Here is a 17,918-nt window from a genome sequence, read left to right as displayed (position 1 = left end):
AGAACTTCGCCCGGACCAGGATCTGGCCTTGGGACCCGTTCAAATATCATCACGTCCGGCGCGCCGAATTTGTGTACTCGCCATGCCAACATAGAAGAATCAGCAGGACCATTACCGACGAGAGTGCTTCCCATTCTTGACTCCTACCAAGATGTGAGTCAGCCGCCGGCTTGCGCTATTGCCGAGTTCAAAAGTCACACCTACGCTCGGCGCTCTCCACAACCCGCAAGATTCTGCGTGTTTGAGAGATGGGCTTCGTAGCCTTTATCGCATTTTAAAATTCTAGACCGGGAACGACAATAGCTGGTCATCAACCAGCTCTCGCGCAATTTCCCTACATCTGATCCTTACTCGCAGGAAGTGAATTTCCCGCGGTTTGTACTTGGCGTCCTGCACATTTCTTTGATTAGGGTGGCGAGCTTCCTCAGGAGCTTCAAGCCGCCCCTAATCCATGGAGTGCACCACGAGAACAGGGACCGCTGATCAGAAAACGACAGCCACACTGCCCGAGCGAGACCCTGCTTTCAGCCTCAATCGCACTGCAGTATCGTCATACAGAAGGGTACTTCCGGTCCAACATTCGCGGGTTACCTTGTGGGTATCGATCTAAAGCGTCGGCGGGCATGAATTGCGGTGCTGTCGGCAGTTCAGCGCGCACAAGACAGGAGTTTAACAATGAACGACGTAAGTTTCGGCATTAAGATCCCGGATAGCAAGATCGCGCGCGAAGCCGCCGAACTGGTGCGGCACCACGAAACCGAGATGTTGTTTAACCACTCGGTTCGAGTCTTCGTGTTTGGTGCAATGAAGGGTGTCCGCCAGAACCTGAAATTCGACTCTGAACTGCTCTATGTCGCTGCGCTGTTTCATGACTTAGGCCTTATCGACACTTATCATACCGAGACAAAACGTTTTGAAGTCGACGGCGCAGATGCAGCGCGCGAATTTCTCAAGAGCCATGGCATTTCCGAATCGAAGGCGGATCTGGTGTGGGAAGCCATCGCCCTACACACCACGCCTGGTATCCCCCAGTATATGCGGCCCGAGATCGCTCTCACAAACGCGGGTGTTTTGGTGGACGTCGTCGGGATTGGATATGATGAGTACACGCCAGAGCAACGCGACCAAGTCATCGCGGCTTTTCCCCGCGGTAATTTCAAGAGCGAATTTATCGAGGTTCAGACTTGCTCGGCTTTAAAGAAGCCTCAGACAACGTTCGGGACGGTGAACTTCGACTACATCGAATATCGCGATCCCACATTTCGCAAGCCAAACGCGTGCACTTGGATCCACAACAACCCGTGGCATAGCTGACCCTGCCAGCCGCCGGCCATCTGGAGGTGGTCGGGAGCGATCGCTACGCTGTTGCAGCACTCGGGAAACACAACAGCACGTGAATTATCCGTGCGAGCTTCCTCGACAGTCGCACTGTAGTTCACAGTAATCGGCTTGACGATGGCTGGCGCTCCAGCTGATCGGTGTTGCGCTGGCACTCCCGCTCCAGGGCGCGCCGTCTCTTACTGCAGCGGATTTCGGTATCGATCTGCGCAGGCTAGGCCACAAATGTCTCGATGGCTCGAACATCGACAAAATTATTCAGTCGGCAATCGTCCGCTCGTATTGGGAGGAAATAGTGAAAAATCTGCTTACAACCTATCAGGACGCCCAAAAGAAGAAGAACGCGGTCGGTCCACTTCAATGTATCGGATCTATGGACACTGAAGGCATCGTGGCGGCGGCCAAGGACCTGCAGGTTCCTGTCGTCGTCGGGGTTTCAGAGGGCGAACGCGAGCTTCTCGGTGATAGGCAAATATCGGCTCTGGTCGCAAGCTTCCGCGATGGCGAAGGACTCCCAGTCTATCTTTACGCTGATCACACCCACTCGTTGGAATCGGCGATGGCCGCCGCAAACGTTGGCTTCAATTCCATAGTGTTCGATCTCTAAGCTCTTCCGATCGACGAAAATATCCGGAAAACCAAAGCAGCGGTTGAAATGCTCAAAGACATCAATCCGTCGATCCTGATAGAGGGTGAAATCGGCGACATCGGAACGGGCTCGCGGATCCATGATGCTGCCCCTGATTTCGGCCGCGGGTTAACTGATCCGGAGCAGGCCAAGGCCTTTGTCGAGGCGACCGGTATACACATCTTGGCCCCTGCGGTCGGCAACATGCACGGCATGCTGCGGAGCATGGTTGAGGGAAAGACTAGAAAGCACCTGGACATTGAAAGGATTGCGGCCATCAAGCGAGCCACTGGGACGTTGCTTACGCTTCATGGCGGGTCGGGAACGGAGGATGTCGATTTCGTCAGTGCCATAGATGCCGGCATAAACATTATTCATGTGAACACTGAGCTCAGGGTGGCTTGGCGTCGTAGCCTGGATGAAGCGCTCGCAGCTATGCCGCACGAAGTGGTTCCGTACAAGATCCTGCCCGCAGTCGTGGAAGCGACACGTCGACTGGTGAACCTCTCGATTGAAATTGTTCAACAAGCTCTGAGACTCGATCTTTAGAGGAGTGCTCTCGCTCTTGTCGGTGGAATGGCGGCCACTCACAGTCGCTGAGTTCCTAGCGCATGATTCGAGGTTCCGATTTCAGAGCTTCAACATGTCAAGGCATTCGACCCGCACCGGCCTATTGCAAATGTTCTGAAGTTACTTCCGCTTTCGGCGGGATGGCCGACATTAGCCGGACTTACCGCTGGCTCGCCCGTGCAGCGATTGACCCGGACCGGACAATTGATCCGCCGGATCTACGTCACCCCGACAGGAATGCCCGATCTTAGGCGCAACAGCGCAGGGCCAGGTACTCGAAGCGTTGCATGCGCTTGCGCAGTGCATCACCAGACTGCAACCTGTAGAGCGCCTCGGCACCACGAACTCCGCATTGGTGCCCCGAGCACTGCGCTGTTGCCTCAAGATCTTTGTTGATTCTAAATCCTCAATTCCGCTCGCTTTACCGTCAACTGTGCGTATTTGGCGCCACAATTCTTTGGTGGCAGACGGCCGGTCACCAAGTGCTAAACGCGGAGATTGAGCAATGCCAAAGCACTACGAAACATCGGAGCAGCGGGAGAAGCGAGAACTCGACGAGGAGCTGGACCGGCAATTGCAGCAAACCTTTCCGGCCAGCGATCCGTTGAAAATCACGCGGGGCTCGACTAAACCACACGCAGCAAAGCCGGCTGCGCGCGACGCTGAACGAAGGCGCCGCTAGTCTATCGACCAACCCGGCCGAGTGGGAGCCGTTGTTCGCTGAAAGGAGGGGTCGCCGGCCCTGCGAACACGGCTGCCGACGCCTAGCGCGGGCGGAGACCAAGAGACGGCGTCGATTTCCTGGGGGTCTCTTGCCAGATCGCCGCCGGTTTGCAGGCGGAGCGCGCATGACTCGCTCGCGAGCGATGAGCCGCGGCACGCGTCACGCCTTTGGGGCAGGGGCGATCGGTGGATTTGCTATTGTGCGTTCAGAGGCGCCGGGAGGAACAACGAGAACGTCCACGTTCAACGAACGCAGGACTTCTTCCGTTACGCTCCCGATCAACGCCCGAAGCATGCCAGATCGGCCGTGCGTGCCCATCACCAGCATGTCAGGCCGCCTCTCCGAAACAGCACGGGTGATGACCTGCATAGGCCCGCCCTCGGCGACCTGGAGAAACCATCGTTGCGTGCCGAGCTTGTTCGTCACCAGAAACTTCGTCAGCTCCTCCATTGCCTTTTGACGCTCGCTATCGACATATCCGCTGATTACAGCCCCGCTCGCACCAGAGCTGAGCAATCGCGTTTTCGCCATCGGCGAGAAGGCGTGAAGAATCGTGCCCTCCGCCAAGAGTCCGGTGGACAGGCCCACGCGAATTGCATCGGCCGATGTATCCGACATATCAACTGGCACTAGAGCGCGTTCATAGCGCCGCTGCGCCTCGTTGTTCACCATCAGAACCGGATACCTTCCTCCGCGAATAACACGCTCGATTGTGGTGCCCGTGAAGATATCGCGCAGAAACTGCTTGCGATGGGCTCCCATTACAACGAGATCCGCGTCGGCTGCTGCAGCCGGATGGCCCTTGACCACAGTCGGATAGCACTGAACGTTTTGCAGCTCCGGCATGGATACGATCTGCTCACCAGCACCCGTTGTGCCTCACGCTCTTCGATGTGGACCAGCTCTTTTGGCTGATCATCGTCGACGACATGAACAAGGTGCAGCTTTGCATCAAGGGAGCGCGCTGAGAGGCCGGCCTTCCGCAGAGCGCGGTTGGAGCGCGTCGAGAAATCTGTCGCAGCTACGATGTTCATGTCATAATCCTTGTAATTGCGAACGGCAGCAAGAACGATGGCTTGCCAAGTTCGACCAGCGCGGCAATTCGGTTGCCTTGCGGAGGGCCTATGACGCTGTCGCGTGCCGGCTTCGTTCGTCTAATCCACCAGATTGGCTTGGACCGACGATCTGTAGCCGAGAAGCAACCAAGCATCGCGCCCCGCGAACATCCGGAGCACGATATCTTTCTCGCTCATAAGCAACTGTTGTACGCGGTGACGGAGGTGAACCTCTCAACGTCACCTTTTAGGGTCGTGAGGAATTGGCGGTTGGCGGCGAGCGAATGCCTCGCGGAAACCATCGGGATCTGAAATCCAGATGAACATGACCCATGAGGTCAGGACGAGCAGCGCGAAAAACACTGACATGAGAAACTCCCGGCTTTGGTTGCAGAACTATTGAGGTGCCGTCCCGGACGATGTGGCATCGTCCGGGTTACCGGCGGATCTGCAGCTGGGTCCTATAAATCCGGCGTCGTAGCGTTGTAGTCATCACTGCCTCTGTGTGCCGTACGGCTTGTTTGCCAGCGGCATGTGCATCGCCCTGCGGGGCAGCGAGCTAGAGCCCTCGCGGCCGCGACGTGCACTGAGTTCGGGGCTGATTGCCTCCGATCAGGCGGCCAATCTGCAAAGACTTCGGCGAACTCGTTTACTACTCAGCATCATACATCATGCACTTAGAGGTGGGCATGCGATGCAGGAAATCAAATGCGACATTTAGCCTGGATTGGCCGACTCGCCGGTCAAGGAACCTGCTGCAAGAAATCGCGCGTCTCGCGCTAATTGCCCTCTGGTCCGCGAACCTGCGCACTCTTTTCGGCAGTATCGCGAAATCGCGCTGCGCCCACCAATACGGTCAAGGCAATAGGCGTGGTTACCACGCCAAGCCCGATGATTAGGATTTCGTGCAGCACTGGCCTGCTCTGAAGTACCGAAAAGCAAACGATTGAAGCAGCTGCAATGAATACGGTGCCCAGCGTTGTCCCGAGCGTCGGCGCGTGGACCCGCTCGTAGAATGTGCCGAGCCGCAAAAGGCCCAGCGAACCGACCAGTGTGACGGCGGCGCCAACAAGCAGGAGAAATGCCGTGAGAGCCGCAGCCCAGGGCGGCAGGTGTTCGATGCCGTTCATTCCATCACCTCGCCGCGCAGCAGAAACTTCGCCAGCGCAATCGTACCAACAAAACCGAAGAGGGCCATGGCCAGGGCCGCTTCGAAATAGAGCGTTTCGCCGGATCGAATCCCGAACGTCAGAAGCAACAACATCGCGTTCACGGACAACGTGTCGAAGCCCAAAACGCGATCCTGTGCCCGCGGCCCGCGAAAGATGCGGACCACGCCACAGCCGATAGCCAACACCAGAAGTACCTGCGCGGCGGAAAGCGCGTAGATCAGCAAGAGCTGGCTCATTCGAATATCTCCAGCAGATGGCGTTCGTAGCGCTGCTTGATCGTGCGGATCCACTCGGCTTCATCGACCAGGTCCAGAACATGGATCATCAACAAACCCTTCTGTGCATCGAAGTTCACCCACAGCGTTCCGGGGCTCGAGGTAATGATGCAGGCCAGCAACGCCAGTCCGTAGGGATTGCGCATATCGAGCGGAACGTTCACGAATCCGGATTTTCGCTGTCGGCGCCCAAAACCGAGAATGATCCGGCCAACCGCCAAGTTGGAGCGGATGATATCAATCGCCACCAATCCCAGCAGGCGTAGAAGGACGCCGGGTCGCCTGACGCGCGTGCTTGGTAACTCCAGTACGGTGAGAAACCGCCCGCCGACGAGCGCAATCACACAACCGAGGAGGACATGTCCGATCGTGACTGCCTGATTGAGCAGTAGCCACAATGCGAGCAGACAGAAGCTCATCCGCGGAAAGGGCAGGAATCGCGTCATTTGCCGCCCGCCTTTCGACTGCCTTGGGCGCTTATCTCCAGGACGTCGCTGACGTAGCCCGCCGGCGCGTGCAGCGATTGCGCCGTTGCCTGCATGAAACGCATCACCGGACCGGCGAGCACTGTCTGGGCCGCGCAAATGATCAACAGGAACATGATGGGCGCCATCTCGATCAAGCGCACACGCGGCACGGCGCGATCTGGCGAGGCCCAGAAGGAGCGTATACCTGCTCGGGTCAGCGCGACCAACGCCGCGAAACTGGATACGAGGAGCGCCAACAGGAGCGCCCATCCACTGCCAGGAACGGCACCGCCCGGATGCATGTCTGCAGGACGAAGCGCCGCCGTCAGCAGCGCGAATTTGGCTATGAACCCCGACAGCGGCGGGAGCCCGGCGATGACTAGCGCGCACCCCATAAAGGCGACGCCGAGCAACCCCATCGTGGCCACAATGGCCATGCCGACCTCCTCTTCCGTATCGTCCGCGTCGTCATCCTCTCCATAAGCTTCCCGGGTGACGGCGATCACATCAGCTCCGGGTTCGCGGCCGCGCTCGATGAGTTCGGCCAGAAGGAAGAACGCGCTGATGCCGAGAGTCGAGCTGACCAGGTAAAACAGTGCTCCACCGGTGACACTGACTTGTCCGGTCCCTGTGGCTGCCAGTACGGTTCCGGAGGATACCAGCACCGAAAAGCCGCCGAGACGGGCGGTGTCCTGGGATGCCAATGTGCCGATTGCTCCGAATGCGATCGTCGCCAACCCGCCCCACAACAGCCAGTCACTACCGAAGCCCGCTGACGCGCCGCTGCCCTCACCAAAAAGCAACAGCGATAGACGCAGGATGATATACGCGCCGACCTTGGTCATGAGCGCAAAGATCGACGCCACCGGTGGACTCGCGGCTGCGTAGGCCGTCGGCAGCCAGAAACACAGGGGCCACATGCCGGCCTTGAGCAGGAAGGCCACCGCCAGCATGCCGGCGCCTGCTTCGAGCAAACCGCGGCTCTCCGCAGCGATTGCAGGTATCCGCGCCGCGAGGTCCGCCATATTGAGCGTCCCGGTGACGCCATAGATCAGGCTGACCCCGATCAGGAACAACAGCGACGCGACCAGATTGACGACGATGTAGTGCAACCCAGCTTTCACCCGTGCGAGACCGGAACCATGCAGCAGAAGGCCGTACGAAGCGGCCAGCAATAACTCGAAGAAGACAAACAGGTTGAAGAGATCGCCGGTCAGGAAGGCACCATTGAGGCCCATCAACAGAAACTGAAAGAGCGGATGGAAATGCGCGCCTGTCCGGTGCCAACGGGCAAGAGAGAACACAACCGACGCCAACGCCAGGATGCTGGTCAGGAGCAGCATGAGCGCGGAGAGCCGATCGAGAACGAGGACAATTCCGAAAGGAGCGGGCCAATCGCCCAGGCGATAGACTTCCCTGATTCCGGGGTGACCCGAATCAGACATTCCGAGCAAGATCATCGCGACGCAAACGAGTGCAACCGTTGCGGCGACATTGACGGATGCCACTATGTTGCGGTGCCGCTCTCCATTCAAGAGCAGCATGCCTGCACCGGCAAGCAGGGGCAGGACGATGGGCGCAACGACCAGATTTGCGATTCCGCTCACGCCTCGGGCTCCTGACCGTCGACGTGATCGGTGCGAGCCAGGCCGCGCGACGCGAGGAGAACGACAAGGAACAGCGCCGTCGTCGCAAAACTGATGACGATTGCAGTCAATACGAGCGCCTGTGGTAGCGGGTCAGCATGTTTCATTGCATCCCCGATCTCCTTTGCGATCAGCACCGGCGCTCCCGTCCGCGCCCGCCCCATGGCCACGATGAAGAGGTTGACGGCGTAAGAGAGCAACGAAAGCCCGATGATGACTTGAAACGTGCGCGGCCTGAGGACCAGCCACACGCCGGACGCCGCAAGCGCACCTATGCCGATGGCCAGGCTAAGCTCCATTACACCAACCCCTCTTTCGGTCGCTCACCGGGCGCGCGTTGCCCCGCCTGGAGCGGCACGCCGTAGCGACGCAGCGATTGATGCGCGATTGCGATGAGCATCAAGACCGTGGCGCCGACGACGAGCGAGAACACACCGATATCGAAGAGAAGAGCGCTGGCCGTGGGGACGCGACCGAGCAGAGGCAATTCGGCATATGCAAAGTACGAGGTCAGGAAGGGGTGTCCGAAAACGCAGGCGGCAGCTCCCGCACACCCTGCCAGCACGAGGCCGAAACCCATCCAACGCACCGGCATGACGTGAAGACGAGCTTCCACCCAAACCGTGCCGCGAGCCATATATTGCAGGATGAACGCTGTCGCCATTGCGATGCCGGCGACGAAGCCGCCGCCCGGAAGGTCGTGCCCGCGCAATAGAAGGAAAATGGCCACGACGCCGATCACGGGAAACAGCAGCCCCATCATCAATGCCGCGGTAGCAAGCGTGTCCTTGGCAGTGTCGCCCTTCTGTCGATCGGGATGAGCCTCGTCGTGGGCATCCTGGGCATGCTGCTGTTCGGGAACGGGAATGCTTTCGGGGGCCGGACGGAAACGGCGCAAAAGCGCGAAGACGGTCAGTGCGACGACCGCAAGCACCGTGATCTCGCCGAGCGTATCGAACCCGCGGAAATCAACCAGGATGACGTTCACCACATTGGTTCCGCCACCCTTCGTGTATGCGTTTTCCACGAAGTATCGTGAAATGCTGTGATTATCCGGGAGCTGCATAGCTGCCAGAGCGAGGGTGGCCAAACCGAGCCCGGCGAGGAGCGCGATGGAGAAGTCGCGAGCGCGGTGCCACCGAATGCTGCCGCGTGCCTCGTCCGGGCTTGATTGAGCAATGCGTTTTGGCAGCCACCGCAAGCCGAGCAATAGGAGAACCGTCGTAACCGTCTCAACGACGATCTGCGTCAGCGCGACATCGGGAGCGGACAGCCAGACGAAGCTGACGCAGGTGACGAGGCCCGCGGTCCCGAGCAGTATCAGCGCGACCACCCGATGAAATTTGGCCTGGACCGCGGCTCCTACCGCGCAACCGACGCCCACCACCCAGAGTAATCCGAAGACGAGGTCGAATTCACGTCCTGATGGTCCCGTCAGCGAGAGGCCGCGGGCGTACAGGGGTAGCAGGGCAGCGACGAACGCCACGCCAGCCAAGATTCGCAATTGTGGTTGGAGGTGTCTCGTCCCGAGATTGGTGGCGAGCCATCGCGCAAGGCGCCAGGACAACGTCACCAACACCCAGTCAAAGATCCGCTTACCGTTGATGCGACCGAGCAACGGCGGTCCCTCGTGCACGAGCAGGTAGGAGCGCAGCATGACGTAGACGCCCAACCCCCCGACCATCGCTACTATGCTCATCAGAAGTTCGGGCGTAATTCCGTGCCAGAGACGAAGGCTGTACTCCGGCATCGCGGAGCCGAGAACCGCCCGAGCAGCCGTATCGAGGATCGGCGCTACGGTGAGAGCCGGCGCGACGCCGACGACGAGGCATGCCAGCACGAGCAGTTCGGCCGGAAGTCGCATCAACAGGGGCGGCTCATGTGGAACGCGTGGCAAGCCGGTTGGAGCCGGGCCGAAGAACACGTCGCGAATAAAGCGCAGTGAATAGGCAACCGTGAACGTGCTGGCGAGAGTGACGATGTACGGCAGCGCCTGATCGACGAGGGAATTGTCATGGACCTCGATCGTCTCGGCAAAAAACATCTCCTTCGACAGAAAACCGTTCAGCAACGGCACTCCCGCCATTGCCGCGGCAGCCACCATGGCCAGCGTCGCCGTAATCGGCATGAAGGCCCATAGCCCGCTAAGGCGGCGGATGTCGCGCGTGCCGGTTTCGTGATCGATGATGCCGGCCGCCATGAACAGCGATGCCTTAAAGGTCGCGTGGTTCATGATATGGAAAATCGCCGCGATCTGCCCGAATGGGGTATCGAGTCCGGTCAAAAGCGTGATCAGTCCGAGATGGCTGATCGTCGAGTAGGCCAGTAGCCCCTTCAGATCCTGCTGAAACACGGCGAGAAACGCGCCCAGAAAAAACGTGATCAGGCCGATCGAGCCCACCAGCCACAGCCATTCATTCGTTCCACCCATTGCCGGCCAGAGCCGCACCAGAAGGAACACTCCGGCTTTCACCATTGTTGCCGAATGGAGATAAGCGGAAACGGGAGTTGGAGCGGCCATCGCGTGCGGCAGCCAGAAATGAAACGGGAATTGCGCGCTTTTGGTCAGAGCGCCGAGAAGGATCAGAACGAGTGCGGGGACATAAAGCGCGTGCGAACGGATCACGTTTCCGGAAGCCAGCACCTGCTCCAGGTCATAGCTGCCGACGATGTGCCCGATCAGCAGCACGCCAGCGAAGAGGCAAAGCCCGCCCGTCGACGTGATCACCAGCGCCATGCGCGCGCCGTCTCTCGCAGCCGCGTTGTGGTGCCAGTAACTGATCAGCAGGAATGAAAAGAGACTGGTCAGCTCCCAGAAAAACACAAGTTGCAGCAGGTTGCCGGAGAGCACGATTCCAAGCATTGCCCCCATGAAGGCGAGCAGGAGGGAGAAGAACCGCGGAACGGGATCACTGGGTGACATGTAGTAGCGGGCATACAGCACCACCAGAAAGCCGATGCCGGTGATCAGCATGGCGAAGGCCCATGCGAACCCGTCAAGCCTCAGCACAAATGCGAGTCCAAGTTCAGCGACCCAGTCCGTTCGCCACCCGACAACGCGGCCATTCGTCACGTTCGGATAAGCCGCGCCGATGAGGCAAAAAGCTGTAAGTGCGATCGATCCAGCGAGCCATGCTTCAGCGTTGCGTGCATTGACCCGCAAGAGTGCCGCAATAAAGCTTCCTGCGAAAGGAAGGACGAGAACGGCAAGCAGGAACATTTGCGTTCATTGCCCCAGGCTGCGAGGTGGAGAGATGCTTCGCTGATCCTCAATTGCTTAGCCGAGGCGGATCGATATCTCCACTGCTAGATTTAGCGCCATTGTGATTGGTTTGACCCGGAAACCGCCATTCTGGCGGACACTGGCTCCGCAATCGAGCGGTTCAGATCCAGTGTGGAAGCGTGCCAGTCGCAGCGGCGACGACGGCCGCGAGAGCGCCGAGCAACGCGTAGAATCCGCAGAGCGCGATCACCCGCCAGCCACTCATCTCGACCGGCTCGGTGTCCTCAGCTGGGCTGACCTCGGAGCGGTATCGCATGTCATGGCGCCCGTTCAGTGTTCCATCGCAGGTGCAAGCGATCGACGCCGACTATAACAATGGCTCTGTAGAACTACGGCTCACATTCACGTCAAACCGCCCAGGTCTACCGGTGAAGCAAAGAGTGATCGCCTGCAGCAACGCCAGCCTGGCCATCCCACGCGATGTAATCTTTCGACGCATGTTCTTACGCAGCCAGGCAGTCCCGCGTGATTGTCCGCCCCTCTCACTCCAACGACGTCCCTTTGTCCCCTCTCGATACTTCGCGTGCACAGGTGCTGTGCGGTTTCGTCGCAATGTTTCCAGGGAAATGAACTACTATAGTCAGAGCATCATGGCTTATGTCATCGACATTGATGCGCGCACCGCGCGTTTTGCTCTTCACGCCGGCCGCCTCCAAGCAGGCGGTTAGCCGGACGGTGTTCGCGCCGTCCGGGCTCTTTTCCAGCTTTCGTGACCTCCACTCGAGAGGTCGTCTTGAAGCAGAAGGAGTGTGCCGTGCTGCCTCTTCCAAAAATCGCGCTGACCGCATCAGACTATCCGCGGCTCGAACAGCTCGCCCGCCTCGCCGTCCAAAAAGGAGATTTGGACGGGATATTCCTCATGGGCGAAATCAACCGCGCCGATATCGTCCCGGACGAAGCGGACAACGTCCGTCCGTTCGTGACGATCGGATCATGGGTCACTCATTGCACGAATTGGGGCGTTCCGCGTCGCACCGTGCAATTGGTCTGGCCCGAGGAGTGCTGGTCGGATCCCGCCTCCATTTCGGTGTTGACCCCGCTGGGTGCGGCTTTGATCGGACTGCAGGTCGGCGATCAGATGCCGTACTTTGTCGCCGGATGTCTGAATGTCGTCAGGGTCCAAAGCCTGACCCCATCGGATTCAAAGGTCGTCCCACTCTTCCGGAGAGGGACGAGGCGGTCAGGCAACCAGTTCGATGACGACCCCGGACCAACTGCAGCATAGGAGCGATCAATGCGCAATTTCGACGCTGAGAGCCTGCGAGAACAGCCGGTGTTGCCGCCGATCAAGATCACTGAGGACGAATCGCGGCGTCTCAGTTCTTTGGCCAATTCGAGCATGGATCTGTTTCCGCGAGTCGCCCATTTTCTGGCTCGAGAAATGGAACGTGCCACGGTGACGGACGAGAACAACTTGCGAGGTGTGATCAGGATGGGGTCGAAAGTAACCTATCGCGATGACGAAACGGGTGCGAGCCGAGAGATCGTGCTGGTCTATCCGCATGAGGCAAACATCGAACTCAATCGGATCTCGGTCCTGACGCCTGTTGGAGCGGCCTTGATCGGCCTATCGCCGGGGCAGCGGATCGAATTCGAGACACCCCACAAGCGCACCAGGGGCCTGACCGTTCTCGCTGTTTCCGAATAAGGGCTGTACGTTAAGTCAGATCGAGCCTCGCCGTCTTGCGATGTGGGCGCGCCGTCTAGGAGGGCGTCGCGCCTGGATCGCGGGCCCTCTCTCGGGCGGACCCGCTCCCTGAAGACATGACGAAACTCGATGCGCAATGGGATGCTGCGATCAACGATCCGAATTTCGACGCCTTGCTGCCAATGTATGCCGCCGACGCCAGTCTAATGCCACCCGGCGCAGCGCCTCTGGACCTACGGCGATACGCGACTTCTTTGCCAAAAGAGGCACGAGCGTCAGAAATCACAAGCTTGAGCTTGTAGAGACTTTGCAGATGGGAGACTACGCTTACCTCGCTATTCAAAGCTTCATTTGGTAAAGGGCGAGGAAACGACCATGCTGTCCGGCGGTACCGTTCAGCTTTATGAGCACCAATCCAACGGCGAATGGAAGGTTAAGTCCGTATTTTTGTTCGGGAGTAGTCAAGGCGCATTTGATATCTAGCAGCATTCTTGAGCGACCCGTTCTGGTCTGCGGCTCGAATACTTCGAGCGAGAGGCATTTGCATGACGGACCTGCGGTCGTTGATTGAAAATCCTAGCCGGTGCCACGCTCCTCGGCGTCGCGCGCAGGGCCAGCGCACAAAAAGTCAAATCATTCACCATTGCCTACCTCGCCTACTTGCAGGTGAGGATCGTAGCTTCGTGCGGAATTTTTTTGCGCCGTCTCGATCAGCTTGATTAACGTGACGGAAAAAACCTGCAGTTCGTCTATCGCTCGGCAGAAGGCCGGCCGGAACTCTTGCGAGGCCTTGCGTCCGACCTCATTCGGATGAAGCCTGACGCGCTTGTCACCGGATTTGGCACGGTTGCCGCCACGGCGGGCAAGGCAGCCAGAAGCGGCATCCCCGTTGTACTCATGGCTGTGGGCGATCCTGCCGGCGCCGAGGTCGTTGCAAGTCTCGCCCGGCCCGGCGGTAACGTCACCGGACTGTCGGACCTAGCCGCATATAGGGCATCCGGCTTCAGCTGTTGCGCGAGATCGTCCCTGCCGCCTCGTTGATTGCCGCGGTCTTGAACCCGGGCACGCCGTACGCGGCCCTCGCCTACAGGGAACTCGAGACCGCGGCGCATGTCGGGAGAATAGAGTTACGGGTCTTGTGCGCTCGCCCGAGGAGATCGCGCCGCAGCTCGAGGCCAGCAAGGTTGCAGGAGCCGGGGGCCTTGCGATCTCGAGGACCGCCTCACGTTTAGTAGCGGACCGAAATCGCCGCGGCCGCCTCCCGCCTGCATTCGCCCGCTATCTACGGCTACCGCGAGTTCGCGGAGGCAGGCGGCCTTATGTCCTACGGCACCGATCATGGCGAGCAATGGCGGCGCGGCGCGGAGATCATCGACCTCATTCTCAAAGGCGGGAAGCCGGCAGACATCCCCGTCGAGCGGCCGACCACGTTCGAGCTTGTCGTCAAACTCAAGACGGCCAAGGCCTCAAACATTGTGGTGCCGTCAACGATCCTGAGTCGTGCCGACAGGATCATCGAATGAGCGTCGCCACTTCCGAAATTGGCCCAAATGCGAAGTGCACGATGTCCGCTATTTAGTCGCTATCGGGGTAAAAGCGGACGTCGCACACAATCCGCGGGCGGTATTACTGCGCTAGAAATCTGAATGCGACAACCAGCGCCACCATGCTCGCGAAAATCAGCAGCGCCGCGAGGGTTTTTCGGGTCATTGGCCTCGTCGAACGGCGCGCAGCCGATTCACGGGGTTGAGATCTAGGCGGTCTCTGGGACCGCACGACTTTGCCCTCTGTCGTTGGCGTCCGAGCCTTTGGTTCCGGCGCTGCGCCCACGCCTCCCATCTCGCTGTAATAAGCGCTGTAGACCTCGCGAACGGCTAGGGCCGTGGATTCGGCCTCGCTCATTGTCTCGAGCCGAGTTCGATAGTTAGTCAGAAAGCTTTGGGCGCTGGACGGCAGGTCATCGAAACCACCGAGCTTGGCCATCATTAGCCAGGTGGCAAAATCCGCCTCAGCCTTCGTGCGCGCTTTCTTGGCGATACTGGCGCTGGAACCGGAGGACATGGTGGTCCGATTGGTCGGAATCCGGCCGCGAGGCTGTTCGTCGACACCATCCGCGCGGCAGGAAGGGCAATTGGCAATCCAGTCACAGTAATGACAGCGCGGGAGAGTTCAAACGCGAACCTTACCAACCAGTCGGTTCCTGGCCCAGGTTGAAGCGGAGTGAGCAGGCTGGCTAGGGTAGGGGCTCACCTCTGCTGATGCCCCAACGTGCTTTCATTGAACAGAAAATTTCTGTTTAACTCCTATGAGCAACATGCTGCGATGCGCGCGCCGGCAGCCATCTGGCACCCGAAGGAACCCTGCTCAGCTTCCTAAGGTTTGCATGCACAGTCGCTCTGATGCGTTGGAGACAGCTGAGGCAATGACCCGAGCCAAGCGCACGCCGCCGCTAGTCTGTGGGAGTATCACAAAGCCGAGACGGAATTGATCGGCAAGCCCGTGGTGCTGACGGATGAAAAGGCAGGGACTATCGAGGAATTGTGCTTGGACGAAGCGCACGTTTGCGTCTTTCCGTCGCTGGCCATCCCGGGAAGTGGCCCGTCTCAACGATTAAGCTCCTAGAGCGATAGAACTTCACCGCGCGTATAATGATCTGATGTTATCGGCTAATCGAAGCGACTCGCCCAGTCCCCGATGAATGCCGAGTTGGGGCGGCTCTGGACCGTCCCCCTCTGGTGCTCGACCGCGCCGGCTTTCTGGTCGAGCAGTCCGCCCTCAGCCCGCACATCTTCGACGAGGCAGGCCAATGACCATCGCCCTGATCGCCGCCGCCTGCTGGATCGGGCTGAACGTCCTCGCTGTGGGGGCCGGCGGTCGCTGGCGCAAGAGGCGAGCGCGTGAGCGTTCACGAGATCATATGGTATGCCACCGCCGCGGCCCTGGTCTGCACAGCTGCTGCCTACGGCATCGGCTGGGGCTACGTGCTGATCCGGCTGTACATCGCATACAGGTAGAGGCCGCTGTCTTAACAATGACTGCGAAGGTCAGCTAGCCGCCAGGTTGGGCAAGTAGGAAGGCACGTCGCCCTGCTTTTTGCGCTCGGCGATAAGCTCCTTCTCAGCCTCGTACCAGAAAGTGTCCATCTGCCTTGCTGGTTGGCCCGCCTTTTCCCAAAGGAGGTAAGCTCGATTCCTGATGTCTTGCTCGGTCATACCCGTCATGTGAGAGATCTCCCTTTCCGGGAAAACGTAGGGCGAGGTGTTGAAGTTCCTGCACGGAGTGAACCCGCGATGCGACGCGGCAACCCATGAAACTAAAGTTTCGCAGCATTTTCTGGTCATGCCGAGATACTTCTTTCATATCAAGCACGTGCGTGGCGAGATCGACCACCAGGATGAGGAACTTCCTGACAAGCATGCGGCGTGGAACGAGGCCACTGTGACAGCCCGTCAGATGCTCCAAGGCATTGATGGGAAGCTGACGCCGGCCCGAGACTGGCAGATGGAAGTGACGGACGAGTTTCAGACCACGCTTTACGTCCTGCGCATTCAAGCTGAAGTGCCAAAGTGAGGCCCAGAGACCGGCCTTTCCACACGATTTGCTGGCGTTTTGTGGGTATGATCCTGACCTGCGTAGTTCGCGCACCGCCTGCTTCGGGGGCGTCGCTGCTAAGCCATGAACCGGCCTGAGCTCGGCACGCCCCGCCTAGAAAAGCTCGAGGTCGGCCCCCGGCCAAATCCCGGCGTGGCCAGGAGCGTCCCACATACGGTCCCGACCTGAGCGGTTTGCCCGTCGTATTCGTTTGCGGGGTCGGCGTGCCATTCAGCCTCTACGAGACCGGGCGCGTCCTTTGGTGGATCATCTCGCCGAAGCCGGCACAGCAATGCACGGATGGATGACCGCTTCTGGAGGAAAAGCAGACTACGCAGGCAATTTGAGCATTTCGCCTTTTGGACCCATGGCGGACATAACGCACTCCGGCGTGATGTCTTCCCCTACGTTGCGGGGAGGTCGATCTTACGCGGCTTGCAGTATCAACTCGCTCACGCGGTCTGGTGCATCGAGCATGGCCATGTGCCCAAAATCCGGCAGTTCGAATGTGGCCCAAGACTTGTCGCTCTTGCAGTCTGCCAGTGCTTTGTCAAAGGGCGGCTGTGGAAATTTTGGGAGCCGGATGTATGTCTTCTTCGCCACCTTTTGGAGCGCCCCGGAAACCTTGATCTGCTGGAGATAGGTGCCGACTGGATGCGGAGTAACCTTAGACTCGGCGAATGCCCGATCGCGTTCGGCAACAACACTGGCCGGATAATGCGCCGATCCGCGAACGCCCGCCTCGCCCTTGTCGATGGCCATTTGTATGCCTTTGCGGACCGGCTCGGCTGCGTAGTCCGCCACCCTTTGTCCGTCGGCCGGAATGTAGGCATCAAGCCATACAACCGATGAGACGCGATCGCCGATGCTTTCGAGTGCACCCGAGCCTACAAAGCCTGCATAGGACCAAGCCACGAGGCAGACGTTCTCGAGACTTTCCCATTTGATCAGGTTGACGACGTCGGCAATGTGGGTGTCCAGATCGACATCCTTGCTCAGCAAATGCGAGCGCTCGGCTAAACCCGTGAGTGACGGAGCGAACACTTTATGGCCGTCCTGTTCGAGCCGGTCAGTGACCCGGCGCCATATCCAGCCACCGCAAAAAGCCCCGCTGACAAAGACAAAGGTCTTTCGCGCCGATTGCGCGCGGTCGGCACCGACCGCCCCTGGGGTCGCTGCTGCCGCCAGACCGCCGGTTGCAGCACTGCGCAGGATGCGACGGCGGGTAATTCCACCATTCGTCATGACAAAATTCCTATGGTTTGAGGAAGATCGGGACCGAAGCGGATTGCAACCTTGGAGGATATCCGCGCGTCGGTTCGCGGCCAAGGCCTGCTCGTGGCCCGTTTGAGACGTGCCCACTATCCTGAGAATGTCCGTTCACCGGGGGCGGTCTCAACCGATCGACGCAACACTTTATCTTAGAGGGAAAAGATGGAGTGTAGGATGGAACGGAGATTTCATAGAGGTTTCACTGCGGCAGAAAAGACGGAGTTATGGGACCGGTGGAAGCGCGGGGAG

At 59.2% G+C, this 17,918-nt stretch carries 19 protein-coding genes and 1 pseudogene; 8 read left to right on the top strand and 12 right to left on the bottom strand.

Annotated elements, in window-relative coordinates; genetic code table 11:
* Positions 1-675 precede the first annotated feature (675 nt).
* From AC0L3X_RS43925 to AC0L3X_RS43915, 3 genes and pseudogenes are all read left to right on the top strand, one after another.
* Positions 676-1,314 (top strand): HD domain-containing protein, encoded by a 639-nt coding sequence (locus AC0L3X_RS43925; protein ID WP_085398630.1) that lies wholly within the window; start codon positions 676-678, stop codon positions 1,312-1,314.
* Between the two features lie 319 nt (positions 1,315-1,633).
* A pseudogene (locus AC0L3X_RS43920) lies at positions 1,634-2,515 on the top strand (class II fructose-bisphosphate aldolase).
* Positions 2,516-3,041: 526 nt separating this feature from the next.
* Positions 3,042-3,218 (top strand): hypothetical protein, encoded by a 177-nt coding sequence (locus AC0L3X_RS43915; RefSeq protein WP_161495740.1) that lies wholly within the window; start codon positions 3,042-3,044, stop codon positions 3,216-3,218.
* A 201-nt stretch (positions 3,219-3,419) separates the two neighbouring features.
* On the opposite strand, the gene AC0L3X_RS43910 is transcribed toward AC0L3X_RS43915, so the two are convergent.
* The 9 genes from AC0L3X_RS43910 to AC0L3X_RS43870 form a co-directional block, all read right to left on the bottom strand.
* Positions 3,420-4,106, bottom strand: coding sequence for a universal stress protein (locus AC0L3X_RS43910; RefSeq protein ID WP_473317473.1), 687 nt, complete (start codon positions 4,104-4,106; stop codon positions 3,420-3,422).
* Positions 4,022-4,294, bottom strand: a complete 273-nt coding sequence (locus tag AC0L3X_RS43905; protein WP_473317472.1) for a universal stress protein — start codon at positions 4,292-4,294, stop codon at positions 4,022-4,024. The genes AC0L3X_RS43910 and AC0L3X_RS43905 overlap by 85 nt, the downstream gene beginning before the upstream one ends.
* Before the next feature lie 800 nt (positions 4,295-5,094).
* Entirely contained in the window at positions 5,095-5,445 is a 351-nt protein-coding gene (gene mnhG, locus AC0L3X_RS43900; protein ID WP_063985061.1) for a monovalent cation/H(+) antiporter subunit G, read from the bottom strand.
* Positions 5,442-5,723: a K+/H+ antiporter subunit F gene (locus AC0L3X_RS43895; RefSeq protein WP_085398625.1), complete on the bottom strand. Its 282-nt coding sequence runs from the start codon at positions 5,721-5,723 to the stop codon at positions 5,442-5,444. The genes mnhG and AC0L3X_RS43895 overlap by 4 nt, the downstream gene beginning before the upstream one ends.
* The gene (locus AC0L3X_RS43890) at positions 5,720-6,208 is read right to left on the bottom strand and encodes a Na+/H+ antiporter subunit E (protein ID WP_063985059.1); all 489 of its coding nucleotides are present in this window, start codon (positions 6,206-6,208) and stop codon (positions 5,720-5,722) included. The genes AC0L3X_RS43895 and AC0L3X_RS43890 overlap by 4 nt, the downstream gene beginning before the upstream one ends.
* A complete protein-coding gene (locus AC0L3X_RS43885) occupies positions 6,205-7,836 on the bottom strand; it encodes a monovalent cation/H+ antiporter subunit D (protein ID WP_201266105.1) in 1,632 nt (543 codons plus the stop codon). The genes AC0L3X_RS43890 and AC0L3X_RS43885 overlap by 4 nt, the downstream gene beginning before the upstream one ends.
* Complete coding sequence (locus AC0L3X_RS43880; protein ID WP_063985058.1) at positions 7,833-8,174, bottom strand: Na+/H+ antiporter subunit C; 342 nt, start codon at positions 8,172-8,174, stop codon at positions 7,833-7,835. The genes AC0L3X_RS43885 and AC0L3X_RS43880 overlap by 4 nt, the downstream gene beginning before the upstream one ends.
* On the bottom strand, positions 8,174-11,095 hold the full coding sequence (locus tag AC0L3X_RS43875; RefSeq protein ID WP_085398626.1) for a monovalent cation/H+ antiporter subunit A: 2,922 nt from the start codon (positions 11,093-11,095) through the stop codon (positions 8,174-8,176). Before AC0L3X_RS43875 ends, AC0L3X_RS43880 begins: the two co-directional genes overlap by 1 nt.
* A 163-nt stretch (positions 11,096-11,258) precedes the next feature.
* Positions 11,259-11,414 carry a hypothetical protein gene (locus AC0L3X_RS43870; protein ID WP_161495741.1) on the bottom strand — a complete coding sequence of 52 codons (156 nt, stop codon included), beginning with the start codon at positions 11,412-11,414 and terminating at the stop codon, positions 11,259-11,261.
* Positions 11,415-11,891: 477 nt separating this feature from the next.
* Here AC0L3X_RS43870 and AC0L3X_RS43865 point away from each other — a divergent pair, with 477 nt between their 5' ends.
* The 4 genes from AC0L3X_RS43865 to AC0L3X_RS43850 all read left to right on the top strand — a co-directional run bounded on the left by AC0L3X_RS43865 (position 11,892) and on the right by AC0L3X_RS43850 (position 14,329).
* Positions 11,892-12,383, top strand: a complete 492-nt coding sequence (locus AC0L3X_RS43865; RefSeq protein WP_063986618.1) for a GreA/GreB family elongation factor — start codon at positions 11,892-11,894, stop codon at positions 12,381-12,383.
* 9 nt (positions 12,384-12,392) lie between these two features.
* Positions 12,393-12,806 (top strand): nucleoside diphosphate kinase regulator, encoded by a 414-nt coding sequence (rnk, locus tag AC0L3X_RS43860; protein WP_354099094.1) that lies wholly within the window; start codon positions 12,393-12,395, stop codon positions 12,804-12,806.
* A gap of 738 nt (positions 12,807-13,544) precedes the next feature.
* Complete coding sequence (locus AC0L3X_RS43855; protein ID WP_084795270.1) at positions 13,545-13,847, top strand: ABC transporter substrate binding protein; 303 nt, start codon at positions 13,545-13,547, stop codon at positions 13,845-13,847.
* Positions 13,848-14,050: 203 nt separating this feature from the next.
* Complete coding sequence (locus AC0L3X_RS43850) at positions 14,051-14,329, top strand: ABC transporter substrate binding protein (protein WP_084795269.1); 279 nt, start codon at positions 14,051-14,053, stop codon at positions 14,327-14,329.
* A gap of 103 nt (positions 14,330-14,432) precedes the next feature.
* On the opposite strand, the gene AC0L3X_RS43845 is transcribed toward AC0L3X_RS43850, so the two are convergent.
* Together AC0L3X_RS43845 and AC0L3X_RS43840 are read right to left on the bottom strand one after the other, a co-directional pair.
* A complete protein-coding gene (locus AC0L3X_RS43845) occupies positions 14,433-14,867 on the bottom strand; it encodes a hypothetical protein (protein ID WP_085398627.1) in 435 nt (144 codons plus the stop codon).
* A 983-nt stretch (positions 14,868-15,850) separates the two neighbouring features.
* A complete protein-coding gene (locus AC0L3X_RS43840; RefSeq protein ID WP_084795268.1) occupies positions 15,851-16,027 on the bottom strand; it encodes a DUF2934 domain-containing protein in 177 nt (58 codons plus the stop codon).
* Positions 16,028-16,067: 40 nt separating this feature from the next.
* Between AC0L3X_RS43840 and AC0L3X_RS43835 the strand changes: the two genes are divergently transcribed.
* Positions 16,068-16,376 (top strand): DUF6894 family protein, encoded by a 309-nt coding sequence (locus tag AC0L3X_RS43835; RefSeq protein WP_244623332.1) that lies wholly within the window; start codon positions 16,068-16,070, stop codon positions 16,374-16,376.
* Between the two features lie 447 nt (positions 16,377-16,823).
* On the opposite strand, the gene AC0L3X_RS43830 is transcribed toward AC0L3X_RS43835, so the two are convergent.
* Positions 16,824-17,642, bottom strand: a complete 819-nt coding sequence (locus tag AC0L3X_RS43830) for an alpha/beta fold hydrolase (RefSeq protein ID WP_244623331.1) — start codon at positions 17,640-17,642, stop codon at positions 16,824-16,826.
* Between the last annotated feature and the right edge of the window lie 276 nt (positions 17,643-17,918).

The sequence above is a fragment of the Bradyrhizobium sp. MI1.7 genome, assembly GCF_055811795.1.
The sequence above is the reverse complement of the archived record's forward strand: the minus strand, read 5'-3'. Positions and strand labels throughout refer to the sequence as shown.

Excerpts from the sequence above, each read along its gene's own strand:
- AC0L3X_RS43910 (WP_473317473.1), bottom strand. The coding sequence starts at position 4,106 with ATGCCGGAGCTGCAAAACGTTCAGTGCTATCCGACTGTGGTCAAGGGC.
- AC0L3X_RS43875 (WP_085398626.1), bottom strand. The coding sequence starts at position 11,095 with ATGTTCCTGCTTGCCGTTCTCGTCCTTCCTTTCGCAGGAAGCTTTATT.
- AC0L3X_RS43915 (WP_161495740.1), top strand. The coding sequence starts at position 3,042 with ATGCCAAAGCACTACGAAACATCGGAGCAGCGGGAGAAGCGAGAACTC.
- AC0L3X_RS43880 (WP_063985058.1), bottom strand. The coding sequence starts at position 8,174 with ATGGAGCTTAGCCTGGCCATCGGCATAGGTGCGCTTGCGGCGTCCGGC.
- AC0L3X_RS43905 (WP_473317472.1), bottom strand. The coding sequence starts at position 4,294 with ATGAACATCGTAGCTGCGACAGATTTCTCGACGCGCTCCAACCGCGCT.
- AC0L3X_RS43890 (WP_063985059.1), bottom strand. The coding sequence starts at position 6,208 with ATGACGCGATTCCTGCCCTTTCCGCGGATGAGCTTCTGTCTGCTCGCA.
- AC0L3X_RS43925 (WP_085398630.1), top strand. The coding sequence starts at position 676 with ATGAACGACGTAAGTTTCGGCATTAAGATCCCGGATAGCAAGATCGCG.
- AC0L3X_RS43845 (WP_085398627.1), bottom strand. The coding sequence starts at position 14,867 with ATGTCCTCCGGTTCCAGCGCCAGTATCGCCAAGAAAGCGCGCACGAAG.
- AC0L3X_RS43895 (WP_085398625.1), bottom strand. The coding sequence starts at position 5,723 with ATGAGCCAGCTCTTGCTGATCTACGCGCTTTCCGCCGCGCAGGTACTT.
- AC0L3X_RS43830 (WP_244623331.1), bottom strand. The coding sequence starts at position 17,642 with ATGACGAATGGTGGAATTACCCGCCGTCGCATCCTGCGCAGTGCTGCA.
- mnhG (WP_063985061.1), bottom strand. The coding sequence starts at position 5,445 with ATGAACGGCATCGAACACCTGCCGCCCTGGGCTGCGGCTCTCACGGCA.
- rnk (WP_354099094.1), top strand. The coding sequence starts at position 12,393 with ATGCGCAATTTCGACGCTGAGAGCCTGCGAGAACAGCCGGTGTTGCCG.
- AC0L3X_RS43840 (WP_084795268.1), bottom strand. The coding sequence starts at position 16,027 with ATGACGGGTATGACCGAGCAAGACATCAGGAATCGAGCTTACCTCCTT.
- AC0L3X_RS43870 (WP_161495741.1), bottom strand. The coding sequence starts at position 11,414 with ATGCGATACCGCTCCGAGGTCAGCCCAGCTGAGGACACCGAGCCGGTC.